This window comes from Paraburkholderia sp. CNPSo 3076 (assembly GCF_026343935.1).
Taxonomy (GTDB): domain Bacteria; phylum Pseudomonadota; class Gammaproteobacteria; order Burkholderiales; family Burkholderiaceae; genus Paraburkholderia; species Paraburkholderia nodosa.
This window is the reverse complement of record NZ_JAPMAL010000060.1, coordinates 1-24711: the sequence shown is the minus strand read 5'-3', so window position 1 is coordinate 24711 and position 24711 is coordinate 1. Positions and strand designations below refer to the sequence as shown.

The window sequence follows — 24711 nt, the reverse complement described above, 5'->3', positions numbered from 1 at the left end:
CGCATTCGTTGCTACTTCTGGAAGCAATGGAAACGTGGCCGGACTCGATTCGAGGAACTCATTGCCCGTGGCGTGAAACGCAATCTTGCCGCCCAAACCGCCGGAGCACCGCACAGCGCGTGGCGGCTCAGTCACAGCCCTGCAGTGAACCTCGCCCTGTCAAACGGGTACTTACGTTCTCTCGGGCTCCCATTGCTTGGTCCCTAGCCGATCAACCGATCCGAACCGCCGTGTACGGACCCGTACGCACGGTGGTGTGGGAGGGGTCGGGCCGCGAGGCCTGCCCCTATCCCGATTGCCCGCGCGCTTTACCAGCGATCGCGATCTGGCAGCGAGTCCACGGCCGAGGCGATCACGTCCTCGAAGAGCCGATCACGGTCTTCCGGGTGGGTGTAGACCTTCGGGAACTGCACGTAGCGCTCGCCATCGATATCGACCCACTTGGTGAGCTGAACGAGCTTGCGATAGCGGGCAGCGTCATTGAGGACCGGATCGATTGGCCAGGAATCGAATGTGACGACTGTCGCATCCACGAGGCGGCGCGCAAGCATGGCGAACAGAGGCCCCATTTGCTCCCAGTCGCCCTTGGTACGGGAGAGCAGATCCAGCACGGCTGGAATGTCCGACGTACCGATTTCGCGCTCGGCAAGACGCTGGAGGTCGGTCTTGCTGGCCTCGGGGCGGTTCACCCGCCGGTTCCAGATTTCCGCCACGCTGTTGCGTGCGGCGGTGTCATCTTCCTCGCAGGCAGTCCATGGTGTCTGCATGCCGCATTCGGCGCAGTAAATGCAGACGACGCGTTCCGTTTTCGGCGCCTCGGGCGGGCGCATCATCATGTCGCCGATGGCGGGCGGACCGCCGAACCGGCCCCATCGTGTCCTGTCGAACCACGGGTCAGGGGCATCTGAGATAACACGTTGTGAGCGGCCAACTGTCGGTCGGCCGCCGCAGTGATCGCAAGGTATGAGCTGCTCGTACATGGCGAGTAGTTAGTGGAATGGTAGCCCGCCATTATCCATGCTTCGCCACATTTCAAAACCGCAAGGTGAGCGGTGCAAGGGGCGTATCTCGACGCTCCACAGATGTTTTCTTTTTCCCCGCAAACTCCGCACCCCTGCGCGTCAAGCCGGAGATGGCACCAGCGGCATGCGAGGCGTGGGGAAGTCGTTGTGCATACGGCCGTCGAGCAGCCGGCCGGCGGCTTTCTTGCCGACGCGCTGCATCCACGTGCCGTCCTCGAATCGATGGAAGAGCGGCCCGCCGGCATCGACGACTTCTGGCGCTGGCGCCCACTCCCCCCACTGCTTGAAGTGATACGCCGTGCCCGATGTCGCGCACTGGTCGCGCAGCGCCCGCGGACCGGCCGGATGCGGCGGACGTGCGTGCGGGCCGCTCTCGCCGCCACAGATGACCCAGTCAACGAAGTCGTGCATGCCAGGGCGATGAATCGGATCGCTTTTGTGGCCCGCACAGTGGGCACAGTAGCCGTCCTCCATGCTCCCGCCTTGCTCGAAGCCCGCGCAATGCGGAAAGGCCGGTACCAGCCAGTCGCTGATATCGACCGAACCGAGCAGTGGTTCCATACTCAGGAACTTGATACGGGCCGGAACCTCGAGCAACTTTGGAATGTCGCGGTCCGCCTCTGTTTGATTGACTATCGTGGCACCGAGCCAGACGTTATCAGGCAGACGTGGCTCGTGCAGGCATTCGAGGTCGAAGCGGCGGGCCGCCGTCTCGTTGATCATCGGCATTACGTTGCCGATTCGTTTCGTGAGCAACAGCCAGTCGAGATTCGGTGTGCGATCGATGAGGTCGAAGAGGTCTGCACGCCATGCCGGATCGACTGCGTTGTCGAACACGTCGGCGAGCGAAGCGCAGAAAACTCGCTGCCGGCGCCCGTGTATGGCGAAGAACTCGTCATGCCGCGTGTTCCAGGTCAGCGGTTTTCGCCAGTTGGCGGGACTGGTCCGAACACGCGGCTGGCTAGGGCCCCATGCGACTTTCTGCAACCGCTTGTCGAGCAGCTGTTCGGCATAACAGTGGTCGCACCCGGGCGAGACCTTCGAGCAGCCGAGAAACGGATTGAAAGTGTGGTCGGCCCACTCGATGGTTGTGTTTTCCATGTCAACCTCCGGACGCTTCGCTGCCGAGAACATAGTCCCGGATGACCTTCATGCAACGCGCGTCGGCCTCGGCGGTCGCTCCAGAAAGCCACGATTTATCCAGTGGCGTGCACATGCGCTCGAGCGCGGCTCGCACAGAATCCGGAACCGGATTGTCGATCACTTCGCGGGCGAGGAGCTCGGCGTCGTCCAGTGCCATCAAAACTCCCGTTCGTTCGTTGCTGGGAGGCAGTTTCAGCAGATCGAGCCGCGCCGTCGCGATCGTCGCCCGCAATCGTGCTGCTCGTTGACGCGATGGCTTCGGTGATAAACCACACTGCGCATCGGCTTCCGGCGGTGCTTCATTCCAATCCGGCAGGGCAGTCTCGTCGCAAACGGAATTGTCGGTGCAGCGCCGCGTAGGGGCGGCGCGCTCGCCGCATTCCGTGCAGACACCATCGGGGCGCACGTAGTCGTGGGCGCACGATGCGTCGCCCTGATCGAAGCCGTGTCGATGTTTCGCACAGAATCCGCACGGACACGTCGCGCGCGGCAGGCCGCTCCCGATATGCACGGCATCCCGATACTGGCGCTCGACATCGTCCGCGGTCAGCTTCGTGGGCGTTGCCGTCTTGCTTCCGGTCGTGCTCATGCGTCGCTCCCGTGGTGGCCGATTTCCTCGTCCATTGCCGGTTCGATGGCCGGTTGCCAGTAACCGCCATACTCATCGCAGTCGATCGCCTGCGTGATTCCGTATTGGCCAATAGAGACGAAGCATTTGCCCGAGAAGCCGGACCACACCACCGAAAGCGGGATCGGCCGCGCGTCGAGGTCACCGCTCCAGTGCCAGTACAGACCTTGCTTGCTCGGCGGCTCCTTCGACCATTTAGCGCTCGGCGCTGTCGCCGCAGGGGCGACGGGAGCGGCATAGACGATGCGGCCTTCCCGGTTTTTTCGCTTGAGTGCAATTTCATAGCCCTCGACGTCCACATCGCTCCACGGATGGCCCTCGCGCAACGTGCCGCGAATCTGATAGATCGGCGCTGTCGCGGCCTTGGCGCGCTTTTGCATCTGCTCGATGTCATCGCGCATGCCGACGTTGCGCCAGTACTCGGCTTCGGCGTTTTGCATCAGGCTATACGCGCTGTCGTCCGTCCGGAACAATTCGCGCAACTTCTCTGCGTCCCAATCCTCGTTGCGGTCGCCGCTGGGCAGCGAACCGCCATCGGCGATGTATTCGCCGCAGAAGGTGTCCGGGTCAATCTCGAGCAGCAACGCGAGCGCCTCGGCGCGGCCTTGCGCCCGCGCTTCGATCAAGTTCTTCGGCATCGCGATGAGCGGTGCTCCCGCCGCATCGGAATGGTCGAGAGCGGGGCAGTTGCTTTCTTCTGGGGTTGACCTATCGTTCATTTCTCGAGTCCTTCGACCTTCCGGAGGTCGTTATGAATTGGCTCTGCATCCGGTGCCACAGCGAATTTCCGTTTGATCCCGAAGAGATCGGAAACGACGCCTTTGGCATTTGCGTGTTCTGTCCGCACTGCGGGCGCCGCAACAAGCTCGTCAACATAGGGAAGCGAGGCCGAATTGTTCTGATGCAGGCGCAGCAGATGCGGTGGCACAGCCTGACGAGTTCAGCTTAACCCGTTCGCCGCGATGTCGAGCGCGGCGAACGGGAGAAGGCAACACGACCTGGTTCAGTCGTTCGCGATCGACATTCCACTCGATAGCGGGGATTCCTTGCGCCCGTCGCAGCGCCTGTTTCTCGGCCTTGCGCTGTTCGTAGCTTGCAAGGCCGTTCATGCCGTAGATCTCGACGTGCGTTGCTGGGCGCGTGTCCAGCAGCACGAAGTCGGCCAGCATTTCGTCGCCGTCCGCCATACGGATCGGTTTTTCGAACCTGCGGTGCTCGGCCACAAGCCGATTGGCCATTGCGACCTCATGGATCGAGTCGCACGGCAGGAAGACCGACGAACACAGCATCGCGGCGAGATCGACGATGCGCAGATGTTTTTCGCCCATTCGTTCAACGAGGAGCAGTGCGACGACGCGAGCCGTGGGCTTACCGATAGCGCGCCACGCATGCCGGTATTTCTTCGCAGCCTGGTCGACGAGCGTCATCGACGCGAAGTACTGCTGCGGGTGCTGGCGCAGCGTGATCTTCTTGCCAAACTGGGTGTCGGCGACCGTTGCGATCTCCCCGAGGATCAGGGCACGCCGCGATACCCCTGCGTCGTTGGCTATCCGCCTTTTGAAAGCGGCAAACTCGCTATTGATCGCGAAACGCTCTTCCTGCTCAAAGCGGCGCATGACGTGCAGGATGTCGTGCGCGGGAGATCCGTTGATAGTAGCCGCCTCCCCCATTCCCGAATGCAGCATCGCATTGACGGAGCCCCAGCTCCGCAACTTCGGCGTGCCGTGCCAGAAGGTCAGGCCGCCGCTCGTCCAGAGCGCCTGCAGGTAGGCAAGCATGGGCGCGGATCGACGGGATGCACGAGTCGAGCTACCGATATCGCGCGTCTGGGAGCCAGATGCCGTTTCCTTCTGGACCAACGAGACGTCGAGGCGGACGTTCAGTCCGTTGGGGCCGGCGATGATCGCGGCGAGGCTATCCGGGCCAGCGGGTGTGTCCGTGCCGGGCTTCTTCTGGAAGTCGCATCCGTCCGCGTGGTGCACGCAGTCATCGAGCCAGGCTGCGAGGAAGAAAAGGGAGCCATACCGCCGGATGACCAGCTTGCGCGGAAAGTCCGTGCGGCAGTGGCACAGGGCATATCCACGGGTCGCCTTTGCGCGCTCAAGGCGGTTTGCGAAGCGCGCGGGGTATTCCTGCAGATCGGCGAGCTCAACGCGACCGATATCGAATGACACCTGGGACATGGGACGGTCCGGTAGGGGATGGCTGGATTAGCGGGGGCCACCGTACTCGCGGCCGGTGGATTTGTCGGTGAGGAAGAATTCCCCGCTTCTCAGGCGTGCGACGTGGCAGTGTGGAAATCGCTGCTGCATTGCCAGAAGCTCGCTGTGACGAATGCGGTCGATGGTGGCCTGCTGCCGGCGACGAACCCATTCGATCACAGCCAGCACAACGCTGGCCAACAGCTACGTTAAAAGCACGGCGTACGCGAACCAGTGACTGCCGAACACAAGACCGCCGACGTGAAACGGCGCGGTCCGATGGAAAGCCGCATCGCTGCCGTAGTAAAGGAAAAGCCAGCCGCAGAACGCGGCCAGAAAGATCAGGGCGACTTCACGGAGAGAGAGCATTTTGTCGGGCGTGCCAGGACGAATTGAGAAGGCCGGCCGGCGGGCGTCAGGCGATGACTTTAATCAGCCCTTCCGGGCCGCGCCAGAAGGAGCCGTCATCCGTATCGAGGACGGTGACCATACCGGTATCGGTATCGGTGTCGTGTTCCGTGACGACGCCGTCGCTCCAGTCGGTCACGCCAGTCTGGTAGCGCACGCGACGCAGGCGCAGAGTCGCCAGGCAGGAGGAGGGAGAGGTCGCCATGAGTTCATCATGGCGAATTAGAAGAAACCGAAACGGGCGAAAGCGCGCGAATTTCGTGACGCTTTTGGGGAAGGACGCGCAAGTTTGGAAAGCTCAACAAAAAGTGGAGCTTTCCGCCAAAACGCCTGCAGGCGCCTGCAAAACGTGGAGGCGTTTGCTTCAGGCCGTGCGCGCGCGGTGCAGGGACATGGTTTCACTCACTACGGGGATATCCAGCGCCATGCGGATACGGCGGCAAAGGTCGCTGTGAAAAGCGCTCAGCAACGCAGGCGGGGGCATAAACGCCATTCGCGCTCCCCCCAGCAGCAGATAGAAGAGGGCGAAAAGATTCGCCAGTGCGGCGGCGACGGCGTGCAGCAATGCGCCGAGTGCTGTGGCCGCGTCTGCGTGTGCGTTAGTCGCCGCGACGCAGGAGAGGATCGCCTGCGCGACGCCCGTCGGTGCCAGCAGGCAACTGGCCAACAGGTACAGACCGGCGAACGCCGAGGTGACGGCCAGCGTGAATACGGCGTGACGCCAAAGCGCGCCTAGCAGTTCAAAGAAACCGACGACGTAGTTCCGTGGCGCATTCAGGCACGCCATTCGCATGTTCGCGTAGAGCGGCTCGGGGATTTCGCCCACGCCCACGCCGTTAATCTCTACCTTCATGACCCACGCGTCGCTGGCGTGGGCGATGTCGCGACGCGCCTGAGCGATCTTCATGCGCCTTATGCCCTCAAGTGCAAGTCCGACGAAGATCGAGAAGCACACCAGCGGCGCCATACTGACTTGACCAGCCTGTGACATCGCAGGAACGGCAAAGAGCAGGAAAACCAGCAACGACGAGATCGTGGTGAACGCGATCGAGCCCGCCCACGCGCGGCGCTTGTTTAGGTTAAGCATTGAGATATCCCGGGAAGAGCGGGGCCTGATTGCCCGCGCGGGTTCATTCTCCTGCTCATGCACGGCGCGTATCGGCCCGAAAGCTTGTCGATACGAGGCTCATTGCCACATGCGGTCGAGTTGCACAGGTCGTTCTCCACAGGTTTGCCAACATAAAGAAACTGTGGATAAGTCCGGAACGACGAAAGCTCATGCGTTACTGCGCCCATTGGAGGGGCGTCCCGGGCTCACCACCGTTTACGATTACGTCATCACCCGCGTCAACGACGCATCGAACCTTACCGGCGCCGCCGGTTTTTCTTATTTTCCCCTTGGGGCATCGCGCCCTCAGGGGCCATGCCTCTCTCAATTATGGAGCGGGCATGAGTCGCAAGAGCGCCGAGCGCAAATTCAATCACACGGCTGACGAGCATCAGCGGGAGCTGGTCTCGCTAATCAACAAGTTCTCTTATGGTCACCACCTCGATACGGTGTTCCGGGATTTTGTCGAGATGGCAGCGCTTGCGATCAGCAATCGCGTGGACCTCGCGCAGTACGACGCGCGTGAAAAACGCTACATGGAGATCGTTGGCAAATACAAGCCCGAGGAAGTCCAGCGCTTCCCGGCAATGTTCGCGGCGCTCACCGGGACGTTCGAAGTTCGCGTACAGGGCATGATTAACGGCGACGGCATCGGGCTTACCGATGTTCTGGGCGAGACATACATGATGCTCGGCATCAGCAACGACCGCAGCGGCCAGTTTTTCACGCCGTATGCGGTATCGAAGCTGATGGCTGGAATGATCGGTGGCGATGCCGCAGCACGGGCGGATGCGCAGGGTTTCGCGCGGGTGCAGGAACCGGCGTGCGGCGCTGGCGGGATGGTGATCGCGACGGCAGAGGCGTTTCACGACGCGGGCCTGAACTATCAGGAATCGATGCACGCTACGTGTGTTGACATCGATCCATGCTGCGTTCACATGGCCTATGTTCAACTGTCGCTGCTGCATGTTCCCGCGATTATCGTGCACGGAAACACGCTCTCGATGCAGGTTTGGGGACACTGGTACACGCCTGCACACTTTCTCGGCGGGTGGAACCAGAAACTGCGTGCCCGTCGCGCATGGGATGCGATGCGCGAACTGATGCGCGGCGCGCCTGAAGATGAGCAACCGGACACGTCGCGCGCGCCGTCGGCGCCGGACCTATCCGTCATTTCGTGGGCGAGGCATATCATGAGAGGTAAAAATCATGGATATGCCGATGAAGAAGCGCACGGTAGCTTCGCAGGCAGCGGCCCGAGGGCCGCTGCCTGCCCTGTGAAGGCCTGCTTGACGAACTGGTCAAGGGGCCGATGACGCCCGCCGAGGTCCAGGACCTGATGCTGGCGTTCAACAAGGCCGTCATCGAGCGCGCGATGGGCGCCGAGATGAACAGGCATCTGGGCTACCCGCCGGGGCAGCCCAAGCCCGAAGGCCAGACCAACGAGCGCAACGGCGCCACCGGCAAGACGATCATCACGGATCACGGCCCGCTCAGGGTTGAACTGCCGCGGGACCGCGACGGTAGCTTCGAACCGATCCTGATTCCCAAACATGAGCGTCGTTTCACCGGCTTTGACGAGCGCATCATCGCGATGTACGCGCGTGGCATGAGCGTGCGCGAGATCCAGGCGTTTCTGGCCGAGACCTACGGCACCGAAGTGTCGCCCGATTTCATCAGCTCGGTCACCGACGAGGTGATGGCTGAGACGCTCGCCTGGCAAAGCCTCCCGCTTGAGCCGATGTATCCGGTGGTCTTCTTCGACGCGCTGCGCGTGAAGATCCGTGGCGATGGCGTGGTGAGCAACAAGGCTGTGTATCTGGCCCTGGGCGTCCAGGCCGACGGCCAGCGTGACGTGCTCGGACTGTGGATCGAGCAGACCGAGGGTGCGAAGTTCTGGCTCAAGGTGTTCAACGAACTCAAGACCCGCGGTTGCCAGGACATCCTGATCGCGGTCGTTGATGGGCTCAAGGGACTGGCCGAAGAGATTGGCACCGCTTACCCGCGCACCACCGTGCAGACGTGCATCGTGCACCTGATCCGCAACAGTCTTGAGTACGCCAGCTACAAGGACCGCAAGACGATCGCGGCAGCGCTGCGTCCGATCTATGGCGCGGTGAGCGAGCAGGCCGCGCGGCTTGCCCTGCAGACGTTCACAGACGGTCCCTGGGGAACCAGGTACCCGATGATTGTCCAATGCTGGCAGCGGGCCTGGGAGCACGTCACGCCGTTCTTTGTGTTTCCACCCGAGATTCGGCGGGTTGTGTACACGACCAACGCCATCGAAAGTCTGAACATGCAGCTTCGCAAGATCATCAAGACGCGGGGCCACTTCCCCAATGACGAGGCTGCAATCAAACTACTCTGGCGTAGCGCTACGCAACGTGCTGGCCAAGTCGGTACGGGCCACCTTTGACTGGAAATCCGCGATGAACCAGTTTGCCATCCTGTTTGGCGACCGATTCACGACGGCGCGAGGGTAACGTTCTTTTAAACCGCCTCGCCCACAAAAACGCGGACAGGTTCTCGGCGCCAGCGATGGTCGAGCATGTATGCAACCCAGAGCCGGTGGCGGGGGACGAAGCGATCAACGTCGACGTCCTTGAGCGACCAGTTGAGTTGCTGGATACGGACGGGCTGGCTGATATGTTCGAGGAAGCAGTTGGCGCGCAACCTCCTGCGAACGACTTCTTCGAGATCGTCGACCAGCTCGCATTGTTCTGAACCGAAGCCCGGGATCATCCCGGGCTTTCCTTTTTCTAAAAGCCATATCGCAAATCCGATCTTTCCGGGCGCGCTGCGCTCGTTGACGCGATATCGTTCATCCACCTACCGCGCTTTTGCGCATCGACACAGGCCCACGTGGCCTTTCTTTTTTCACCCTTCGGGAATCCTCTCCCCGCAGGGGAGCGGGTTCCCTCTCAGGAGACCCGCAATGCAACAACTCATTACCCTTCGCCTCGGCGACATTCAGCCCGGCCGTAACCCGCGCAAGTACTTCGATCCCGTGAAGATGGCGGAAATGATCGAGTCGGTGCGTACGCAGGGCATTATTCAGCCCGTTCTTGTGCGTCCGCTCGAGGATGGCCGTCATGAACTCGTTGCTGGGGAACGTCGCATTCGCGCGGCGAAAGCGGCTCGCGGCGATGACTATGAGGTGCCGGTCGTCATCCGCGAAATGGATGAATATGAGGCGCGCTCTCTGGCGCTCATCGAAAACATCCAGCGTGACGACATGGCGCCCTCTGAGGAGGCTGTCGGCGCCGCGGAGATCGTGGGCATGAGCCAGGGCGATCGGGACGAAGCGGCACGCCAGCTCGGCTGGACCCGCGCGAAACTCGACTCGCGCCTCGCGCTCATGAGCTGCAGTGCCTCCGTTCTGGAAGCGCTCAACACCCGAAGCATCAAGCTCGGCCACGCCGAACTGTTTGCCGCATTCACGAAGGAGCAGCAGGACAAGCTCCTGCCTGTCGTCGTGAACGAGGGCCACAGTGTCGCCGACCTGAAGAAAGTGCTGGAGCGCGCCGCATGCTCGCTCTCGGCCGCGATCTTTGACAAGGTGGACTGCGCTGGTTGCCCGCACAACTCGGCCGCTCAGGCGGAGATGTTCGGCGAGTCGATCGGCACCGGCAGTTGTACGAACCGTGCCTGCTACAGCGAAAAAACGGAAAAGCAGCTCGAAGCAACGGCCGCAGGCCTGCGCGACGAGTACCAGACCGTTCGCATCGTTCGTCCCGGCGACAACCACACGCGCATCCAGCTCGTGGCAGATGGTCCGAAGGGCGTTGGCACTGAACAGGCGAAGGCGTGCTATGCGTGCGAGAACTTCGGCGCGGCGGTGAGCGGTCTGCCCGACTCACTGGGCAACGTCTACAAGGGCCAGTGCTTCGATACCGTCTGCAACATGAAGAAGGTTGCGGCGCGCATCAAGAGCGAAAAGCCATCGGCACCGGCAACGGCGAAAGCTGCACCGGCCGCCGGTGCATCGAAGGCTGCGAGCGCTGCAAAGGGGGACAAGCCCGCGACAGCGTCGCCTGAAGCGACCGCGGTGTCTGAATCCGACCGGGTGAAGGCATACCGCGTCGCGCTCTGGCGCAAGGCGCTGCGTCGTGAGGTCAGTACGGACGTTGCGCTTGCGCGTCAGTATCTGATCGCAATCGTCACAACCGGCCAGGCGCGATGCATCGACGGCGGTCCGGTCACGGCAGTGTGGGAGCGGCTGATTGACGACAAGCCCGCCGTGGGTGACTTCGGCAAGGCAGCGTCGGCAGCGTCGCAGGTCGAGTCGGACCAGCAGGTAAAGCTCGTCGTGGCCATGACGCTCTCGGCAATTCAGGGTGTCGATGTCCCGTATCTCACGCAGATGTGCCGTCACCACAAGCTCGACCTCACGAAGCACTGGAAGCTCGACAAGGAGTTTCTGGAGCTGATCACGAAGTCGGAGATGAAGGTGGTAGCCGACGAACTCGGCCTGCGCACAGCGATGTGCGGGGATCACTTCAAAAAAGTGTTCGCGAAATCGAAAGCTGAAGTGATCGAGGCACTGCTGAGCGTCGAGGGTTTCGACTACGCCGGTAAGGTGCTGAAGGTCCTGAAGTTCTGACAACTGCCGTGGGGTTTCCCCGGCACATTCCCTGATACACGCCGCGTTTCTCGCGGCGTTCCTTTTTTAAGAGGTTTTTATGTTCCATGAACTCGAAGCGTTCGTGCGCGAGACCGGCAAGGTCACGCTCACGATGAAGATGGCAGGCGACCTGATGGCAGTGGTGGTCATGCCGTGTGGCGACTCGAAAGAGGCGACGCTGCGCCAACCCCTGGTGCTCACTGCGTCGCCGGCCGAGCTCGATGAGGGTTTTGTCGCGGCCCTGCAATCGTTCCACGGCGTGCACCGTTCCCTCGCGGAGCAGGTAAGCGCCACGAACGAGATCCTGCAGGCGGCTGAAAAGTCGCAGGCGGGCAAGGCGCAGAAGGCGCTGTCGAAGGGATCGAAGCCGGCGCTTCCCGCGCCCGCATCACAGCCCGACGGCAACGACGAGGACGAGGACGAGTCGCCGGACGCCGAAAACGCCACTGCGGCGCAGTCGCCGACGGTCGATGCAACTTCGGCGTCGGCAGCACCTGCTGACGGTAAGTCCGATCTGTTTGCTCTTCTGTGAGGGTTCGCACCATGGCAATCAACGTAGCCACACTCGTTCGCGAATTTATCTACAACGGCATGCACTTCGTGGATCCCGGTCCGGCGTTCTCGCCCGATCAGGTTCGCGATCTCTACGCGGCGCAGTATCCGGAACTCACGACCGCCACGGTCGACGGGCCGGAAGTCGCGGGCGAGGTCGCCAGCTACAAGTTCGTCCGCGCAGCCGGTGCCAAAGGCTCCCATGCGTAAGGACGCTCTGCTCAAGGCCCTGTCCGATCCGGACAAGGGCTTCAACCAACAGGAACCGCCCGAAAGGGCGGTTTTTCCTTACGACGACGAGATGAACAAATGTTGCTCGATCCTTCATACGCTGATCGATCGATCGTTGACGGCGCGGGCGAAGCCTGGCAACCGCCACGCCTTGCCGCTCCCCGACATCGATCTTCCCCTTGTGTTCTGACGCTGCCGGACATTGCAGACGATGTGCCGTCCGGCATCACGCTCAGATGGCGCGCCGAACTCGCCATCAACGACATCGTGCTCGAGCAGTTCCGGCACGGCCCGTTGCGTGCGACGGACGTGCAAGCGCCGACAAGTGCGGCGGACGCATTCCAGCAGGCGTTTTTCATCTGGATGCAAAGGCAGATTCGTCAGCCCTTGCGGTTCCTCTCGGTCACGTTCGAGCTCTGCGACACCAACGCCGTTGAGGATCGCTTCGCCTACCAGGACAGCGATGAGTTCAAGCCGATGGGTCCGCTTCATCTGGGCGTCAAGCTGACCGATGAGTGGGTGCATGAGATTGGCCCGCTCGCTGAACCGCTCAGGGCGTGTCATCCGCTGCTGCTTCACACGCTTTTCTCGCTCGTTGACCGGGTTTCCGGCAAAACCGTCCTTATTCGCACGCCCGGCTGGTTCCTCCAGGAATTCGCCTGCATGCACTGGGAGGGCGACGAGAGCGCGAAAGACGAAGACGTGCGTGAGCTGCTCGTCGCGTATCACGGCGCGGACGAAGAGACGGTGGAGCGTTACCTGCCGTCGAACGTTCTCCCGGAGATCTATCCCGATGAGATCCGGAGGCCATCGAAACCGGATGGGCGCCGCAGCAGGCGGCTCGCGCTTTCCGAGCGCGAGCTGCTTGAACTGCAGGCGCGTTGTTCCGGCATGCCATCAAAGGTGTGTGCTGAGCTGGCCGCGCTTCATCGGCTGCTCAGGCGCGCGGGCAAGCGTCCACTGCTGAACACGGGCTACGACTCGCGGCCGATTTATTCGGGCTGCACGTTGATGCTCGCGACCAACGAGCGATCCATCGAGATTCTCGACGACTACATGAACGGTGAGTACCAGGCCGGAGAAGCGACCGAGTACAGCTGCTTCATTGAATTTTCCAGAACGAAACGGGGCATCCGCGAGCAGTACGCGCAATGGAGCCTTGCCTTCCAGATGCTTCACCACCTCGACCGGCTGCTGGCGCTGGTGGTGAGCCCCTAATCAGGAGTTTTTCCCATGAGTGATGTTTCGATTGGCCGTACAGGCCATGACGTGTCCCTGTCGTCTGCATTGCTGCTCTATGCTGGCCAGAACGGCGCGCACTACGCGACCGTCCACCGCATCGCCGCCGATCGCGTGTCGGGTCGTCCCGTTATCGGGGCGGGCCGCCCCCTCGATCGCCGCGCGCTCATCACCACGCTCATGCAGCTGGAGAAGAGCGCGGCGCCCAAGTGCGAGTTTCTGCCCGCCAACCTGTTGGGCGTGTCTTCCGCCGCGGTCACGTGGTGGTGTCCGCCGGCGCCGCGCCGCGTGTTCTTTGACTGCAAGGAACTCGGCAAACGCAGTCGCGTTGTTTCGCATCCGGGGCTGGTGTTTCAGGCCTCGTTGACGGGGTTCCGTGTGTTCGCGCTGAAGGAGAGCGGACGCCCGACTCCGGATACGCCGCTGTTCGAGCCGCCGTACTTCAACACGTGGGACCTCGGCGAGATCTGCATCGGTTCGGCGCAGGTCCCCCGGCGCATCGAGGTTGATGCGATTGGCGGCTGGGAAGATGGCTTTTTCAACTCCGCCTTCACGCATCCGAATCACGGTGGCAAGCGCGTGACGTACGAGGACGGGTTCTATGCGTTCTGGCGCGACATGCTCGACGGCAAGTTCGAGGTGTTTCCGCTCGACGTGCTGGTACCGATAAAAGGTGCAACGGCGGGCAAGCTCGTCGCTGGCGCGATCGGAGGGAAGGCATGAATCCCATCGATTTCGCTCTTCAGCACTCGTTCCCCTCGGTGATGGTGCCCACGCGTGAGCCGGTGGCGCCCATGACCGTGCCGGGCGAGCGGTTGCTCATCGCGTCGAATGGCGTGTTCCTCGAGATCAATCGCCCATGGATCCGTCTGGTTCGTCGGCTGGGGGTGTTTGAGTGGCGCACGTCGGTGCCCTATGGCGAGGCGGCCGAGCTGACCGAACTGGCGTGCGGCTCCGTGCCGGCCGAACTGGTCGCGGGGTTTGCACACATGGCGCGTGCGGCTCTTCCCAACGAGGCGGGCGCATGGATTGTGTGGGACGCGGCAACGGGGGAATTTCGCGTCGTACCGCTTCCCTCGTTGTCGCACAGTCCTGCTCACCTGAGCTACGAACGCCCGGAATTGCGCAGCGGTGAATGGCTGGTCGTGGATTGCCATTCGCACGGCAGCGGAAGTGCGTACTTCTCGACGACCGATGATCGCGACGATCAGCACGACGTGAAGTTTGCGCTCGTGCTCGGTCATTGCCATCGCGTACCGTCAGTCGCGCTGCGTCTTTGTGCGAAAGGACGGTTCGAACCCGCGCAGGCGGTTCCGCAGAAGTGGATGACGGCACTGGAAGGAGAGGTCGCATGAACGGACCCATTCTTCACAAGACGCCGCCCCACATGCTCAACGGACCGTGGAAGGTGGTTGTGGTTGGCGCGGGTGGTACTGGCAGTGCGCTGCTCCCGTCGCTCGCGCGACTGCACCACGCAATGATCGAGCTGGGGCACCCGGGCGGTATCGAGTGCACGGTCTACGACGATGACACGGTCAGCGAATTCAACGTTGGCAGGCAGGGTTTCTATCCCAACGACGTCGGCCAGTACAAGGCGACGTTGCTGGTGAACCGGCTCAATCTGCTGATGGGGACGAACTGGGTGGCTGAACCGCGTCGCATCGATTCGCGGATCAACCTGCACACTGACATCGTCATCGGTTGCGTCGATTCGCGACGTGCGCGTCACGCGATCGTGCAGGCCGCGAAACGGGGAAAGTGCCTCTACTACCTCGATTGCGGCAACGAGACGGACCGTGGTCAGGTCATTCTTGGCGAGTTCGGCAAGCCCCGGCACGACCGGTTGCCCCATGTGGGCGATCTGTTCCCGGACATGCTGAATGCCAAGAACGACAAGGGTGACGATTCCCCGTCGTGCTCGATGGCGGATGCACTGCGCAAACAGTCGCTCGTCATCAATCAGGCGATCGCGGTGCAGGCGTTCAACCTGCTCTGGTCGCTGTTTCGAAATGGCGGTCTTACGTTTTCGGGTGTGTTCGTGAATCTCGCAACGGGACGCACGAATCCGATTCCGATTGACCCCGCTGCATGGGCGCGTTTCGGTTACGAAGCGCCGCCACCGAAGATGAGGGCCCGCAAGGCTCGAAGTGCTTGAAACCGCACCTACCCGCGAAAACGGGTAGGTGCTTTTTTTTCGCTCAGGCAGGCAGGACAAAGCCGCTCGCGGCTCCGAGGGTGAATGCACCAGCGATGACAACAGGGCTTAAACCGGTCGCAGCAGGGAGTAGCGGCGGCAAAGAGAATAAGCTGCGCATATAGACGGGAGGGTAATGGTGGGAAAACGATCTCCGATGCCTGAATCCGCGCGCTTTGTCGACGCGCTGTGTGACGCGTTCGGGGCGGACGAAATCGACGCGATCGTGCGCCAGGGACGCGACGGCGAGCCCGTCTTTTACGCGCGCGAAGCCGGCGTGGAATACGGCACGAGGCTTCCGTCAGGACGCGGCTGGAATGCTGCGGCGCTTGGCGACCGGCACTTCTGCGAAGGTTGCGCCGGCAAGTGCCTGGAAACGGGGATCCGGTGTAGCGAACATCGTGCTCGCACCGCGCGTGGTGCAGTCCGATAAAACATAGGCCGTTTCGGCGAGCATTCCGGCTCGGCGTTGGGCGTGCGCGCCTTAGACTGTCCCTATTCCACGCGCTTTTTGCGCATCGACCTGACCACAGCGGCTTGCTGCTGTGCTTCTTTTTGTCTCACCGGCCGGACGTTCGTCCTGCCGCCAATGCATACCCCGTTGGGAGTCCACTCCCTTCGGGACGCGGCTCCCTTTTTTCTTCAAAGGAGCTGCACCATGCTGAATGTTTCCGCTGCCTCGCAACCCGCCGTCAAGGTTCTCGAACTCAATGGCTTTCGCGAAAAGCAACGCATCACCGCGCAGGATGTCCAGTCAAGTCCCCCGCAGCTCCACGCCGGTACGATCGTTTCCGTCTGGAGCGATCGCACGGCAACGGTGCAGTGGGACTACGATCTGCCGTTCGCTGTTGAACGTCGCCTCGTGAATGCTGGCCACATCGAACTTCACAATCTGTCGCCTCATTCGTAACGTCGTGGGCGTTTAGCCTCGTCTTCAACGCTTCACCCGCGCTGGGAGTCACCTCCCAGCCAAATCCCATACCCGTTCGGGCAACCACTGCCCGAACGGGGCTCCGGTTGCCCTCACTTTCTTGAGGTAACCGTCATGCTCCGCATTCTTTTCGCCACCGTTGTACTTTCCGTGCTCTCCGGCTGCGCCAACCTGACGGACTTTGGTTCGCCGAACGTCTATCAGCGCTCGGACGTCCAGCGCGCTGGCACGCTCGAACCCGCAATGGTTCTGCGCGTGCGCCGCGTCACCATCCAGGCATCGACCGGTAGCTCGGGGCTCGAAAACCTCGTGACCTCGGGCGTCGGTGCATTCCTGGGTTCGCAGGTGATCGGCAATGGTCGCGGCCGCTATATCGCGGGTGCCATCTCTGGCGCCGCATCCGGCTTCATCGCGCAGCACGTCAGTGCCGCGCTCGCTCGTACCTCTGGTCTCGAAATCGTCGTACGCAAAGCGGATGGCTCGCTTCGCGTGATTACGCAACCCGACGACCAGCTTTTTTCGCCCGGTGATCACGTGCTCCTGATGGACACGAATTCGGGCATCCGCGTCACGCACTGACGTATTCCCTTTGCCGGCCAAAGCCGGCTCTCTTTCCTGCAAGGCGGGGTGACTCCTTTCGGAGCACCTCGCCGTTTTCTTTTGAGGCATCTATGAACCACACCAGCAAGGTTTTCCACGCGTCCCGCGCAAGCGCGGGTGCCGCGCGGGAGGCCGGCGTCAAGCATCATGCGCAGCGTTTCCTTCGCCGTGTTGCCGGCGACCTTCGCCTACGCACCAGCGAACACGAGATCGTGGCAGAACCCGCTGAACGGGGTCGCGGCTGCCGTGTCACGCTTCGCACCGACAGGCTGATGCTCGAGGTTGCCGATGCACCCGAACGCAGTACCGTGGCGGTTTCGTTCCGTACCCGCCGGGGCCGAAAGGACCTGTCTGGCGGCGGCGACAACGTCGTCAGCCAGGAACAGCTTGCATCAAATGCAGGCTACGAGGCCTTTCTAGGCGCGCTCCGTCTTACCAACGGGCTCGACTCGGATCGTCGGTAGGGGGCGGATATGGAGATCGTTACCGTGGTCGTCCAGTACGCGGGCGGACTGGAAATATCGGAAGGCGCCACGCTCGATCCCGTGACCGGGGTCGTACACGTCTCCGAACGCCTTCAGCAGCTGCTTCGCGAATGCGATACGACGGAGGCGCCGCCGAGACTTACGGTGCTCGTCGGCGGTGCCCGTCATCTGCTGATTCACGACCGGGCGGAGTTCAAAAGGGGCGAAGTTATCGCGCCGACCATCCCTCGATCGGTCATCCCGTTCAGCCGGTTTGGGCACGCGTGGAGCAAAGAGCAACGCCAGCAGTTCGGCCGGTTCGCTCATACGCTGTCTGCGGCCTCGATCGTCGGCGCCATTGGCTACGGGCACACCACAACGACTTGGGGCTTCTCCGAAGTGCTGAACGAGGGGGTCCTGATTTTCTTGTTTGTGATACTCTTTTCGAGAGGCATGGATTCCATGAACGGAGAATGAACATGGGTTTCGGGATTTTCACCCTGGTGGTCGGCTTGGCCATTTACTTCTACGGCGGCTACATGACCAACAAGGGCCGCGCGGCGGATCGTGAGCGTCGCTGGCATTCGCACTGAACATTCACTGTAGCGCCAGCTTTCGCTGGCAATCCCAATCAAGGGCCGCACCTTCGGGTGTGGCCTTTTGCATTTCTGGACCACTTTTTATGCAATCAACCCTTGAACTCCTCGATGCGCCTGGCGTACTGGACGCGGCGCCGTTCGATACCAACGGCAAGACTGTCGGCCAGGTCGTCGACCAGATCTGCCAGAAACTGCGAAAGACCGAGCTCGAGCCCGAGTGGGTCGTCGTCGCAAACTACGCAGAGAACGCGAACGATGCGATGTTTGGAGCGAAGCCCGATGCGCCGTGGCCGGAAACGGATGGACGGCGAAGCCGTCTGTGTCTCTCGGTTTCAATTGGCCGTTCCGAAGGATGGCTCGTGCAGATCGACTACGTGTACCTCGTTGAAGAGGGCGGCGGCAGTCACAGGCTCAGCCGGCCGCTTGTGCGCGCGAAGGTGCTGAACCGCTCGCTCGCCTGGTCGATCGCGGCGGTCGTTTCGCGACTGCTCGACATCGACTGATCCTCGTATCACCACTCATTCTTTCCCTCGCGGGGCCTTCGCCCCGATGGGTGATGGCCCCTGCTCACAGGAGCTTTCAACCATGTACACGATTTCCGTACCCAATGCAGTTCTGACGTCGCCCACGCTCGCCGGTCTCTTCCCGCTGTTCCAGGACGATCGTGTGCGCGAAGTCGATACCTGCTTTATCCGTCTGGCCGGCACCGAAGCGGGCGAGCGCATCACGCGCTACAACGGCGCGTTGGCGCTGCGTATGCCAGGCACGGCGCGTAGCATCGTCAACGAGGCGCTTCACGAGATCCGGCGTGCGGGTTCGTTCGTGCGGCCCGACGGCTCACACTGTGAGCCGTGGGAAATCCGCGCAAGCGACTGGGACGGCCTGTTCGAGTTCGTGGAACTGTGCCGCAATCCCAATCTGCTGCTTTCCTCGGACCAGATCGAGGCCGCAACTGCCGAGGCGCGTGCGGCCGGCAAACACTTCGTGCTCTCGGACATTTGCATCGAGACGATGGAGCGGCTCTTTGGCTTCGGCTATTGCGGCCCGCAGATTGCAGGTACACGCGAGGTACACAGTCGCCATTCGCTGCACGTCGCGCATGCGCTGCTCGCCAATTTGCCGGTACCGGAAACGGTCCTGGACACGTACCGCAACGACGCGGAAGCTTTCCGCTATTCCGAGTGGGCCGAAGTGCTGGTCAAGGTTCCCAGCCTGCGTGGCGCAATTCCCGGTGCAAAGCTTCGCACCATTACTTCGGTGATGCGTCACAACGGCAAGCCCATCGACGAGCAGAACGCCGACATCCTCACGATGCTTGCGCGCCTGCTGCCGGACGAGCCGACGTATCCGCACGTCGAGGACGTCCTGCACGCGCACGGACTCATCGATGACCTGCCGCTGCCGGATACGTTCAGCAAGCCGGTCGACGTTGGCCAGCCTGTCTCGCCGTTGGCCAGTCGCGTTCGAGAACTGGTTGCTGCAAGCGTCTGCCGGCGTGCCGTGGAATTCGCCGACAAGGAGCTGAAGGCCGGTCGCATCAGCCACCGCATGCACCGCCACCGCTGCAACATTGCCCGTCTGGATGAGGGACGGCACACGTTCGAGTACGGGAACCGGATGGCGCGCGCTCTCGCCGAACGCAACGTAGAGTCACTGCTGAAGGTGCTGGACACTTCCGACGAACACAACCGCGCCAGCAAGACGGCGTTCGAGGAAGTGCTCGGCGTAAAGCTGCTACGTCTGCGCCCGGCGGCACGTCATCGCGCGGTGTTCCTGCTGTGCGGCTACAACGAGGCGCAGCAGGCCCAGTGGGAATCGCTGGCTGCACAGCGCAGGGCGGAATCGGAAGCGGAACGCGGACTGCAGGACGCTCGGGAGGCTGCCACCCAGGCCCGCTACAAGGACACTGAGGACGCAGTCATCACGGGTGTGGAGCATGTCGATCGGGCGATCCGCGAGGGCTATTCGACCATCCGTAGCTATCCCCGCGGCGCAAGCGTCAGGTATGTCCTCGCACGCGGCGAAGAGCGCACGGCGCGCCGGCTCAGTGCGAAAGACGGCACGCTCGCGTATGCGCGCGCTGTCCTTGGCACCCTCGCATCATAGGAGGTTGCCATGCGATTCGAACGTGAGCCGCGAACGGAGGGGTACAACTGGACCGCCCGCAAGGAGGCACTGTTCGTGCGCCGGGAAGCGCGTGAGGCAGAGAAGATCGCGCGCGACTATCCGCTGTTCGTCGGGCAGTTCCAACCGCGACCAACGCTGCCAGTTGATGACGAGCGCAAGCGGCGGGAACGCATGCTGCTGGAAAGCGAGCAGCGCTGGCGTGACCTGCAGGCGCGCTTCTGGCGTCAGGCGCGACGCGCGTATTTTGCGTGCGTTCCTGACATGCGCGCGGCGATCATGGCCGAGTGGGACCAGTGGCGCGGACCTGCAAGGCCGCTCTACTTTACCTACGTCGTCGAGAAGCACAACGGCGTCGGCGAAGAGCGAACGCGTCGACTTCGCCAGGAGGAAGCCGCAATTGTCGTCCGTATCCGGGAGCGTGAGAATTCTCAGGCCCGGCTCTCGCTTGCCTGAAACCTTGACCGAACCGGCGCTTGCGCCGGTTTTTTTTACGTCCGCGCGCGGCACGTCGCGCGCGAAAGCTACCTCGAATTGCCCAGCATTGGCCCGTAGCTGATGCGTGCGCGAGCCTAAACTGGCCTCTATCACCCGCGTCCCTGACGCATCGAACCCGCCGGCGCCGCCGGCAATGCAACCCGCCTGGTAGGGACCCCGTCCCGGCTTGGGCGCGGCGTCTCCCGGGCCTTCCGTCAAAGGAACAGCCCATGTATCCGCAACCTTTTGCAGTGACGATCGCCCAGATTGAGTCGGCGATTAATCACTGGCGTGAGCGTCGACCGGCAGCCGCTGAGGACCAGCCGGTACTTTGCGCGGAAACTCGCGCACTGGCAGACGTCTACGGTCTTCTCATCTATAGCGGCGCCACAAGCGTGGAGTATTCGACGCTCAACGCCGGGCAGCGCGATGCCCTTGCGGCCACTCTGCGCTAACAGCTTTCTCGCGCCTTAGGCGTATCGACCGCCGCGCACGCGGCAAACCAAATCACCCTGTCAGGACAACGTTCCCGACGGGGAAGTTGTCTGCACAGGGTTTTCTTCTTTCAAGGAACCCAAATGCAAGTCAACGCTTCCCAGCTCAATGCACTGCTCACCGCCTACGTTCCGAAGCGCCTTCCGGTGCTCATTACGGGGCGCCCAGGCATCGGCAAGAGCGATATCGTGGCCCAGGTCGCCGACCAGGTCGACCACGATCTGATGATCAGCCATCCCGTCGTCGAAGATCCGACCGACTCGAAGGGCTTGCCGTTCGCGGCGGCCGACGGCCAGTCCGCACGCTTCCTGCCTTTTGGCGATCTGGAACGCGCGCTGCAGCCTCGCAAGCGCCCGTTGATCTGGTTTCTCGACGATCTCGGGCAGGCCTCGCCGGCCGTGCAGGCCGCGAAAATGCAGCTGCTGCTCGCGCGCCGGATCGGCGAGCACAAGCTGCCCGAGAACGTCACGTTCCTCGCGGCTACCAACCGACGTAACGACAACGCGGGCGTGAGCGGCATTCTCGACCCGTTGATCTCGCGCTTTGCCACCGTGGTGGAGCTCGAGGCGACGATCGAGGAGTGGAGCGCCTGGGCCGTCGCGAACGATATCGCGCCGGAACTGTTTGCGTTTCTGCGCTTCCGGCCGGACCTGCTGTCGGTCCAGAAGACCTCGCGCGACATTGAAGCGACGCCAAGCCCGCGCAGTTGGGGTTTCGTCGCGAAAACGATGGGAGTCGTGCCGAAGGAACTGGAACTGATCTCCCACGCCGGTTCTGTGGGCGAGGGTCCGGCAACCGAGTTGCTGGCGTTCATCCAGATCTACCGGCAGTTGCCGTCGCCGGCAGCGGTTCTCGCCACGCCCGATGTTGCTCCGATTCCCGAGGCGCCGTCGGCGCTTTACGCGATCAGCGCGGCGCTGGCGATGTACGCGAACGAGAGCAATTTCGAACGTGTCGTCATCTACACCGAGCGTTTGATCGCGGCGGGGCTGGGCGAGTTCGCCGCGTTGCTGGTAACAGACGCGCTGCGCAAGACGCCGGATCTCGCGAACACCCACGCCTTCATCAAGGCGCAGGGCGGTCCGATCGGCAAGCTGATTCACGGCTGACGTTTCGCTTCACTCCCTTTCCCCGTTGTTCCGGGCCGCGCACGACGTGCGCGCCCGCGTCGCTTTTCCCTTTCCCGATTCATTCCATTTTCTGTCTCTTCAGGAGTCTCTCCATGAACATCACCGATATCCAGTCGCGCGTCATGCTCTGCTCGGTCACCATCTCGTCGTGGGTCGCACGACGCTTCGACGAAAAGGTCACCGAAGAGGTCGAAACCCGTCACGACACCAAGGGCATCGGGCGCTTCAACAAGCGCCTGCTGCCCGAGAATGCCTCCAGCTTCAAGGAGGTCCTGTCGCTCGCCGGGCGCATCCGCCGCTACTTCTACGACCATACGCTGGAGTACAACCAGCTTTCGGTGCGTCTGCTGCCGACGTCCATCTACATGGAATTCTCGGCACAGATGCGCAGGATGAAGGACGAGTTTGATCTCGCCGTGCAGGTGTTCCTCACGGACTATCTGGACCTGAAGGAACAGGCACGTCAGGAGATGAACGGCCTGTTCAACGAGGCGGACTATCCGACGCTCGCGCAGCTTGGCGAGAAGTTCGGCGTGCGCATGGCGGTCCTGCCGTTCCCAGACGCCAGCCAGTTCGGCGTCGATTTGCCCGAGGACGTGCTCACGAGCCTGCGTTCAGAGATTGATCAGCACGTCATGCGCTCGATCGACCACGCGAACCAGGACATCGTGCACCGTCTCTACGATGCCGTGTCTGCGATGGCTAACCGGCTGTATGCGGCCGGTGGCGTACGTATCGACGTTGCCGACAACGTGCGTGAGCTGTGCGGACTGCTGCCGAAGCTGAATTTCAGCAACGATCCGCAGCTGAACCACATCCTCGAGCAGGCCAACCGTCACCTCGCCGTGCACAACGGCGTCGACCTGAAGGAATCCGAGGTGCTTCGTTCCCAGGTGGCCGCCAAGGCAACCGAGATCGAGGAACTGATGGAAGCCTTCATGGGCGGCAAGCCGCAGGCAGCGATGCCCAAGGCCGGCCCCGCGCCGCAGCTGCGCATCGCGGCGTGAGGTGAGCATGGATACCCGCATCTCGAAACAGCGTTCCGCGCTCGTGATGGACCAGCCGTTTTTCGGCGCGCTGGCGCTGCGTCTGAAGGTAGTTGAGGATCCGGCTTGCAGGACGTTCTGGGTGGACGGAGAGGCGCTGGGCTACAACCCGGCGTATCTTGACACCCTGAACGATCTGGAATGCCGGGGCGTGCTCGCGCACGAGATCCTGCACGTCGCCAACGGCCACTGCTTCCGGCAGGGGCCGCGCGACGCGAAGCGGTGGAATGATGCGTGCGACTACGCCATCAATCCGGTCGTGAAGCAGGCGGGCATGGTCCTGCCAGCGGGACACCTCGACGACGCGCGCTTTCATGGCAAGTCGGCCGAGGAGATTTACGCGGCCCTCACGCAGGAGGCGAGGCAAAAGGAAAAGGAGAAGTCTGGCGGCAAACCCGGTGCGCAAGCGCCGGGCGCCCAGCAGGCACCCGCGAACGGCGCGAACACACCGTCAGCGGCTCCCGATCCCGATGCACCGCCTTCGTGCGGCGAGGTCCGCCCTTATCCGGGGCCGGACAAACCCGTGAAGGAAGCCGAGTGGAAGGTCGCCACGCTCCAGGCCGCGAAAGCGGCGAAGATGCGCGGCAAGCTTCCCGGCGTCATGCAGGCGATGGTGGAGGCAGCAGCGGAGCCATCTGTGGACTGGCGTTCGATCCTGATGCGCTTTGCGCAGCAGGTGACCAACGACGATTACAGCTTCGCGATGCCCAACCGCCGTTACCTGCATCGCGGGTTCTACCTGCCGTCGCTGCATTCGCCGGCTGTGGGTGACGCGGTGTTTGTACGCGACAGCAGCGGCTCGGTCTTCGACGAGACGCAGGCGCAGTTCGCGGCCGAGATCATCCACGTGGCCGAAGTCGTTCGCCCCGCGCGTCTGATCGTGATGGACTGCGACAAGCGCGTCACGCAGGTGCAGGTCTTCGAACGGGGTGACCCGATCGAGCTTGCGCCGGTGAAGGGTGGGGGCGGCACGGCCTTCACCGATCCGTTCCGTCGTCTGGAAGTGGAGGGCCTCAATCCGGCATTCCTCGTCTATCTGACGGACATGGATGGCGACTTCCCCGACGTGCTTCCGTCGTACCCGGTGCTGTGGGCCTCGACGACGCCACTGCGTCGGGCGCGCCAGGCTCCGTTCGGCGAAATGGTGGAGGTGATCATCTGATTGCCCGTTTTCGTTCAACCCAACCCGGCTCACGCCGGGTTTTTTTTGTGCGCCGAGCATGCGCAACAGCTTGGGGGTGCGAGTCCCCTGCCCAGCCAGATGGGGCGAAGGGCTAGTGAAACGCAAGGGCGTCGTCGCGAGGCGGGGTCTGAAGGAAGCGTGTAGCAAAGCCGCGACCTGACGAACAGAAACCAGATATGAGGCCCACCAGGTCGGACGAGCGAGCAAATGATCGCGAAGTCCACAACCATCAAGGACCGGGGAGGTAGATCTGGCAGGTGTGCGGTGAAGGCGGTTGAGCTTACCTCGGGAGGCCTGCGTGGTGTCCAGTAG

The 24711-nt window shown here is 62.4% G+C and carries 29 protein-coding genes and 2 pseudogenes; 22 read left to right on the top strand and 9 right to left on the bottom strand.

Annotated elements, in window-relative coordinates; all coding sequences use genetic code 11:
- Window positions 1-308: 308 nt before the first annotated feature.
- The 6 genes from M3A49_RS39810 to M3A49_RS39785 form a co-directional block, all read right to left on the bottom strand.
- Window positions 309-980 carry a Lar family restriction alleviation protein gene (locus M3A49_RS39810; RefSeq protein WP_266233691.1) on the bottom strand — a complete coding sequence of 224 codons (672 nt, stop codon included), beginning with the start codon at window positions 978-980 and terminating at the stop codon, window positions 309-311.
- A 141-nt stretch (window positions 981-1121) separates the two neighbouring features.
- Window positions 1122-2123: a phage Gp37/Gp68 family protein gene (locus M3A49_RS39805; RefSeq protein WP_266233690.1), complete on the bottom strand. Its 1002-nt coding sequence runs from the start codon at window positions 2121-2123 to the stop codon at window positions 1122-1124.
- Between the two features lies 1 nt (window position 2124).
- Window positions 2125-2754, bottom strand: a complete 630-nt coding sequence (locus M3A49_RS39800) for a hypothetical protein (protein ID WP_266233689.1) — start codon at window positions 2752-2754, stop codon at window positions 2125-2127.
- Window positions 2751-3377 (bottom strand): hypothetical protein, encoded by a 627-nt coding sequence (locus M3A49_RS39795; protein ID WP_266233688.1) that lies wholly within the window; start codon window positions 3375-3377, stop codon window positions 2751-2753. The genes M3A49_RS39800 and M3A49_RS39795 overlap by 4 nt, the downstream gene beginning before the upstream one ends.
- 285 nt (window positions 3378-3662) lie before the next feature.
- Complete coding sequence (locus M3A49_RS39790) at window positions 3663-4976, bottom strand: DUF1173 family protein (RefSeq protein ID WP_266233686.1); 1314 nt, start codon at window positions 4974-4976, stop codon at window positions 3663-3665.
- A 27-nt stretch (window positions 4977-5003) separates the two neighbouring features.
- The gene (locus tag M3A49_RS39785) at window positions 5004-5183 is read right to left on the bottom strand and encodes a hypothetical protein (protein ID WP_266233685.1); all 180 of its coding nucleotides are present in this window, start codon (window positions 5181-5183) and stop codon (window positions 5004-5006) included.
- Between the two features lie 45 nt (window positions 5184-5228).
- Here M3A49_RS39785 and M3A49_RS39780 point away from each other — a divergent pair, with 45 nt between their 5' ends.
- A complete protein-coding gene (locus M3A49_RS39780; RefSeq protein ID WP_266233684.1) occupies window positions 5229-5390 on the top strand; it encodes a hypothetical protein in 162 nt (53 codons plus the stop codon).
- Between the two features lie 19 nt (window positions 5391-5409).
- Here the strand turns inward: M3A49_RS39780 and M3A49_RS39775 are convergent, their stop codons facing one another.
- Window positions 5410-5607, bottom strand: coding sequence for a hypothetical protein (locus M3A49_RS39775; protein ID WP_266233683.1), 198 nt, complete (start codon window positions 5605-5607; stop codon window positions 5410-5412).
- A 159-nt stretch (window positions 5608-5766) separates the two neighbouring features.
- Entirely contained in the window at window positions 5767-6489 is a 723-nt protein-coding gene (locus tag M3A49_RS39770; protein ID WP_266233682.1) for a hypothetical protein, read from the bottom strand.
- 191 nt (window positions 6490-6680) lie between these two features.
- On the opposite strand from M3A49_RS39770, the pseudogene M3A49_RS42560 reads away from it, so the two are divergent.
- Window positions 6681-7508, top strand: a pseudogene (locus M3A49_RS42560) (N-6 DNA methylase); the annotation flags it as partial.
- Window positions 7509-7725: 217 nt separating this feature from the next.
- A pseudogene (locus M3A49_RS39760) lies at window positions 7726-8993 on the top strand (IS256 family transposase).
- A gap of 7 nt (window positions 8994-9000) precedes the next feature.
- On the opposite strand, the gene M3A49_RS39755 reads toward M3A49_RS39760, so the two are convergent.
- Window positions 9001-9339: a hypothetical protein gene (locus M3A49_RS39755; protein ID WP_266233681.1), complete on the bottom strand. Its 339-nt coding sequence runs from the start codon at window positions 9337-9339 to the stop codon at window positions 9001-9003.
- A gap of 106 nt (window positions 9340-9445) precedes the next feature.
- Here M3A49_RS39755 and M3A49_RS39750 point away from each other — a divergent pair, with 106 nt between their 5' ends.
- The 19 genes from M3A49_RS39750 to M3A49_RS39660 all read left to right on the top strand — a co-directional run bounded on the left by M3A49_RS39750 (window position 9446) and on the right by M3A49_RS39660 (window position 24378).
- Complete coding sequence (locus M3A49_RS39750; protein ID WP_266233680.1) at window positions 9446-11113, top strand: PRTRC system ParB family protein; 1668 nt, start codon at window positions 9446-9448, stop codon at window positions 11111-11113.
- Window positions 11114-11192: 79 nt separating this feature from the next.
- Window positions 11193-11666: a PRTRC system protein E gene (locus M3A49_RS39745; RefSeq protein ID WP_266233679.1), complete on the top strand. Its 474-nt coding sequence runs from the start codon at window positions 11193-11195 to the stop codon at window positions 11664-11666.
- 11 nt (window positions 11667-11677) lie between these two features.
- Window positions 11678-11896: a PRTRC system protein C gene (locus tag M3A49_RS39740; RefSeq protein WP_254344400.1), complete on the top strand. Its 219-nt coding sequence runs from the start codon at window positions 11678-11680 to the stop codon at window positions 11894-11896.
- Window positions 11897-11995: 99 nt separating this feature from the next.
- Window positions 11996-13135 carry a PRTRC system protein F gene (locus tag M3A49_RS39735; protein ID WP_266233678.1) on the top strand — a complete coding sequence of 380 codons (1140 nt, stop codon included), beginning with the start codon at window positions 11996-11998 and terminating at the stop codon, window positions 13133-13135.
- A 15-nt stretch (window positions 13136-13150) separates the two neighbouring features.
- Window positions 13151-13879: a PRTRC system protein B gene (locus M3A49_RS39730; protein WP_254344406.1), complete on the top strand. Its 729-nt coding sequence runs from the start codon at window positions 13151-13153 to the stop codon at window positions 13877-13879.
- Window positions 13876-14511 carry a PRTRC system protein A gene (locus M3A49_RS39725; RefSeq protein WP_254316921.1) on the top strand — a complete coding sequence of 212 codons (636 nt, stop codon included), beginning with the start codon at window positions 13876-13878 and terminating at the stop codon, window positions 14509-14511. Before M3A49_RS39730 ends, M3A49_RS39725 begins: the two co-directional genes overlap by 4 nt.
- Window positions 14508-15311: a PRTRC system ThiF family protein gene (locus M3A49_RS39720; protein ID WP_266233692.1), complete on the top strand. Its 804-nt coding sequence runs from the start codon at window positions 14508-14510 to the stop codon at window positions 15309-15311. Before M3A49_RS39725 ends, M3A49_RS39720 begins: the two co-directional genes overlap by 4 nt.
- Window positions 15312-15507: 196 nt before the next feature.
- On the top strand, window positions 15508-15783 hold the full coding sequence (locus tag M3A49_RS39715; protein ID WP_266233677.1) for a hypothetical protein: 276 nt from the start codon (window positions 15508-15510) through the stop codon (window positions 15781-15783).
- A 225-nt stretch (window positions 15784-16008) separates the two neighbouring features.
- Window positions 16009-16260, top strand: coding sequence for a hypothetical protein (locus M3A49_RS39710; RefSeq protein ID WP_266233676.1), 252 nt, complete (start codon window positions 16009-16011; stop codon window positions 16258-16260).
- A 135-nt stretch (window positions 16261-16395) separates the two neighbouring features.
- Window positions 16396-16860, top strand: coding sequence for a glycine zipper 2TM domain-containing protein (locus M3A49_RS39705; RefSeq protein WP_266233675.1), 465 nt, complete (start codon window positions 16396-16398; stop codon window positions 16858-16860).
- 92 nt (window positions 16861-16952) lie between these two features.
- Window positions 16953-17345, top strand: coding sequence for a hypothetical protein (locus tag M3A49_RS39700; protein WP_266233674.1), 393 nt, complete (start codon window positions 16953-16955; stop codon window positions 17343-17345).
- Window positions 17346-17354: 9 nt separating this feature from the next.
- Window positions 17355-17822, top strand: coding sequence for a hypothetical protein (locus tag M3A49_RS39695; RefSeq protein WP_266233673.1), 468 nt, complete (start codon window positions 17355-17357; stop codon window positions 17820-17822).
- A gap of 205 nt (window positions 17823-18027) precedes the next feature.
- Complete coding sequence (locus M3A49_RS39690; RefSeq protein WP_266233672.1) at window positions 18028-18447, top strand: hypothetical protein; 420 nt, start codon at window positions 18028-18030, stop codon at window positions 18445-18447.
- An 82-nt stretch (window positions 18448-18529) separates the two neighbouring features.
- The gene (locus M3A49_RS39685) at window positions 18530-20050 is read left to right on the top strand and encodes a hypothetical protein (RefSeq protein WP_266233671.1); all 1521 of its coding nucleotides are present in this window, start codon (window positions 18530-18532) and stop codon (window positions 20048-20050) included.
- 9 nt (window positions 20051-20059) lie between these two features.
- Window positions 20060-20524: a hypothetical protein gene (locus M3A49_RS39680; RefSeq protein ID WP_254316912.1), complete on the top strand. Its 465-nt coding sequence runs from the start codon at window positions 20060-20062 to the stop codon at window positions 20522-20524.
- A gap of 251 nt (window positions 20525-20775) precedes the next feature.
- The gene (locus M3A49_RS39675) at window positions 20776-21000 is read left to right on the top strand and encodes a DUF3717 domain-containing protein (protein ID WP_266233670.1); all 225 of its coding nucleotides are present in this window, start codon (window positions 20776-20778) and stop codon (window positions 20998-21000) included.
- 123 nt (window positions 21001-21123) lie between these two features.
- A complete protein-coding gene (locus M3A49_RS39670) occupies window positions 21124-22149 on the top strand; it encodes an ATP-binding protein (protein WP_254344729.1) in 1026 nt (341 codons plus the stop codon).
- Window positions 22150-22262: 113 nt separating this feature from the next.
- Window positions 22263-23177, top strand: a complete 915-nt coding sequence (locus tag M3A49_RS39665) for a hypothetical protein (protein ID WP_266233669.1) — start codon at window positions 22263-22265, stop codon at window positions 23175-23177.
- A 7-nt stretch (window positions 23178-23184) separates the two neighbouring features.
- Window positions 23185-24378: a DUF2201 family putative metallopeptidase gene (locus tag M3A49_RS39660; protein WP_266233668.1), complete on the top strand. Its 1194-nt coding sequence runs from the start codon at window positions 23185-23187 to the stop codon at window positions 24376-24378.
- Window positions 24379-24711 lie beyond the last annotated feature (333 nt).

Bases quoted from the DNA above. Each gene is read 5' to 3' on its own strand.
- M3A49_RS39685 (WP_266233671.1), top strand. From the start codon at position 18,530: ATGTACACGATTTCCGTACCCAATGCAGTTCTGACGTCGCCCACGCTC.
- M3A49_RS39750 (WP_266233680.1), top strand. From the start codon at position 9,446: ATGCAACAACTCATTACCCTTCGCCTCGGCGACATTCAGCCCGGCCGT.
- M3A49_RS39710 (WP_266233676.1), top strand. From the start codon at position 16,009: ATGCTGAATGTTTCCGCTGCCTCGCAACCCGCCGTCAAGGTTCTCGAA.
- M3A49_RS39735 (WP_266233678.1), top strand. From the start codon at position 11,996: ATGTTGCTCGATCCTTCATACGCTGATCGATCGATCGTTGACGGCGCG.
- M3A49_RS39720 (WP_266233692.1), top strand. From the start codon at position 14,508: ATGAACGGACCCATTCTTCACAAGACGCCGCCCCACATGCTCAACGGA.
- M3A49_RS39810 (WP_266233691.1), bottom strand. From the start codon at position 980: ATGTACGAGCAGCTCATACCTTGCGATCACTGCGGCGGCCGACCGACA.
- M3A49_RS39790 (WP_266233686.1), bottom strand. From the start codon at position 4,976: ATGTCCCAGGTGTCATTCGATATCGGTCGCGTTGAGCTCGCCGATCTG.
- M3A49_RS39695 (WP_266233673.1), top strand. From the start codon at position 17,355: ATGGAGATCGTTACCGTGGTCGTCCAGTACGCGGGCGGACTGGAAATA.
- M3A49_RS39690 (WP_266233672.1), top strand. From the start codon at position 18,028: ATGCAATCAACCCTTGAACTCCTCGATGCGCCTGGCGTACTGGACGCG.
- M3A49_RS39670 (WP_254344729.1), top strand. From the start codon at position 21,124: ATGCAAGTCAACGCTTCCCAGCTCAATGCACTGCTCACCGCCTACGTT.
- M3A49_RS39745 (WP_266233679.1), top strand. From the start codon at position 11,193: ATGTTCCATGAACTCGAAGCGTTCGTGCGCGAGACCGGCAAGGTCACG.
- M3A49_RS39730 (WP_254344406.1), top strand. From the start codon at position 13,151: ATGAGTGATGTTTCGATTGGCCGTACAGGCCATGACGTGTCCCTGTCG.
- M3A49_RS39660 (WP_266233668.1), top strand. From the start codon at position 23,185: ATGGATACCCGCATCTCGAAACAGCGTTCCGCGCTCGTGATGGACCAG.
- M3A49_RS39725 (WP_254316921.1), top strand. From the start codon at position 13,876: ATGAATCCCATCGATTTCGCTCTTCAGCACTCGTTCCCCTCGGTGATG.
- M3A49_RS39675 (WP_266233670.1), top strand. From the start codon at position 20,776: ATGTATCCGCAACCTTTTGCAGTGACGATCGCCCAGATTGAGTCGGCG.
- M3A49_RS39775 (WP_266233683.1), bottom strand. From the start codon at position 5,607: ATGGCGACCTCTCCCTCCTCCTGCCTGGCGACTCTGCGCCTGCGTCGC.
- M3A49_RS39770 (WP_266233682.1), bottom strand. From the start codon at position 6,489: ATGCTTAACCTAAACAAGCGCCGCGCGTGGGCGGGCTCGATCGCGTTC.
- M3A49_RS39665 (WP_266233669.1), top strand. From the start codon at position 22,263: ATGAACATCACCGATATCCAGTCGCGCGTCATGCTCTGCTCGGTCACC.
- M3A49_RS39800 (WP_266233689.1), bottom strand. From the start codon at position 2,754: ATGAGCACGACCGGAAGCAAGACGGCAACGCCCACGAAGCTGACCGCG.
- M3A49_RS39805 (WP_266233690.1), bottom strand. From the start codon at position 2,123: ATGGAAAACACAACCATCGAGTGGGCCGACCACACTTTCAATCCGTTT.
- M3A49_RS39740 (WP_254344400.1), top strand. From the start codon at position 11,678: ATGGCAATCAACGTAGCCACACTCGTTCGCGAATTTATCTACAACGGC.
- M3A49_RS39700 (WP_266233674.1), top strand. From the start codon at position 16,953: ATGAACCACACCAGCAAGGTTTTCCACGCGTCCCGCGCAAGCGCGGGT.
- M3A49_RS39705 (WP_266233675.1), top strand. From the start codon at position 16,396: ATGCTCCGCATTCTTTTCGCCACCGTTGTACTTTCCGTGCTCTCCGGC.
- M3A49_RS39680 (WP_254316912.1), top strand. From the start codon at position 20,060: ATGCGATTCGAACGTGAGCCGCGAACGGAGGGGTACAACTGGACCGCC.
- M3A49_RS39715 (WP_266233677.1), top strand. From the start codon at position 15,508: ATGCCTGAATCCGCGCGCTTTGTCGACGCGCTGTGTGACGCGTTCGGG.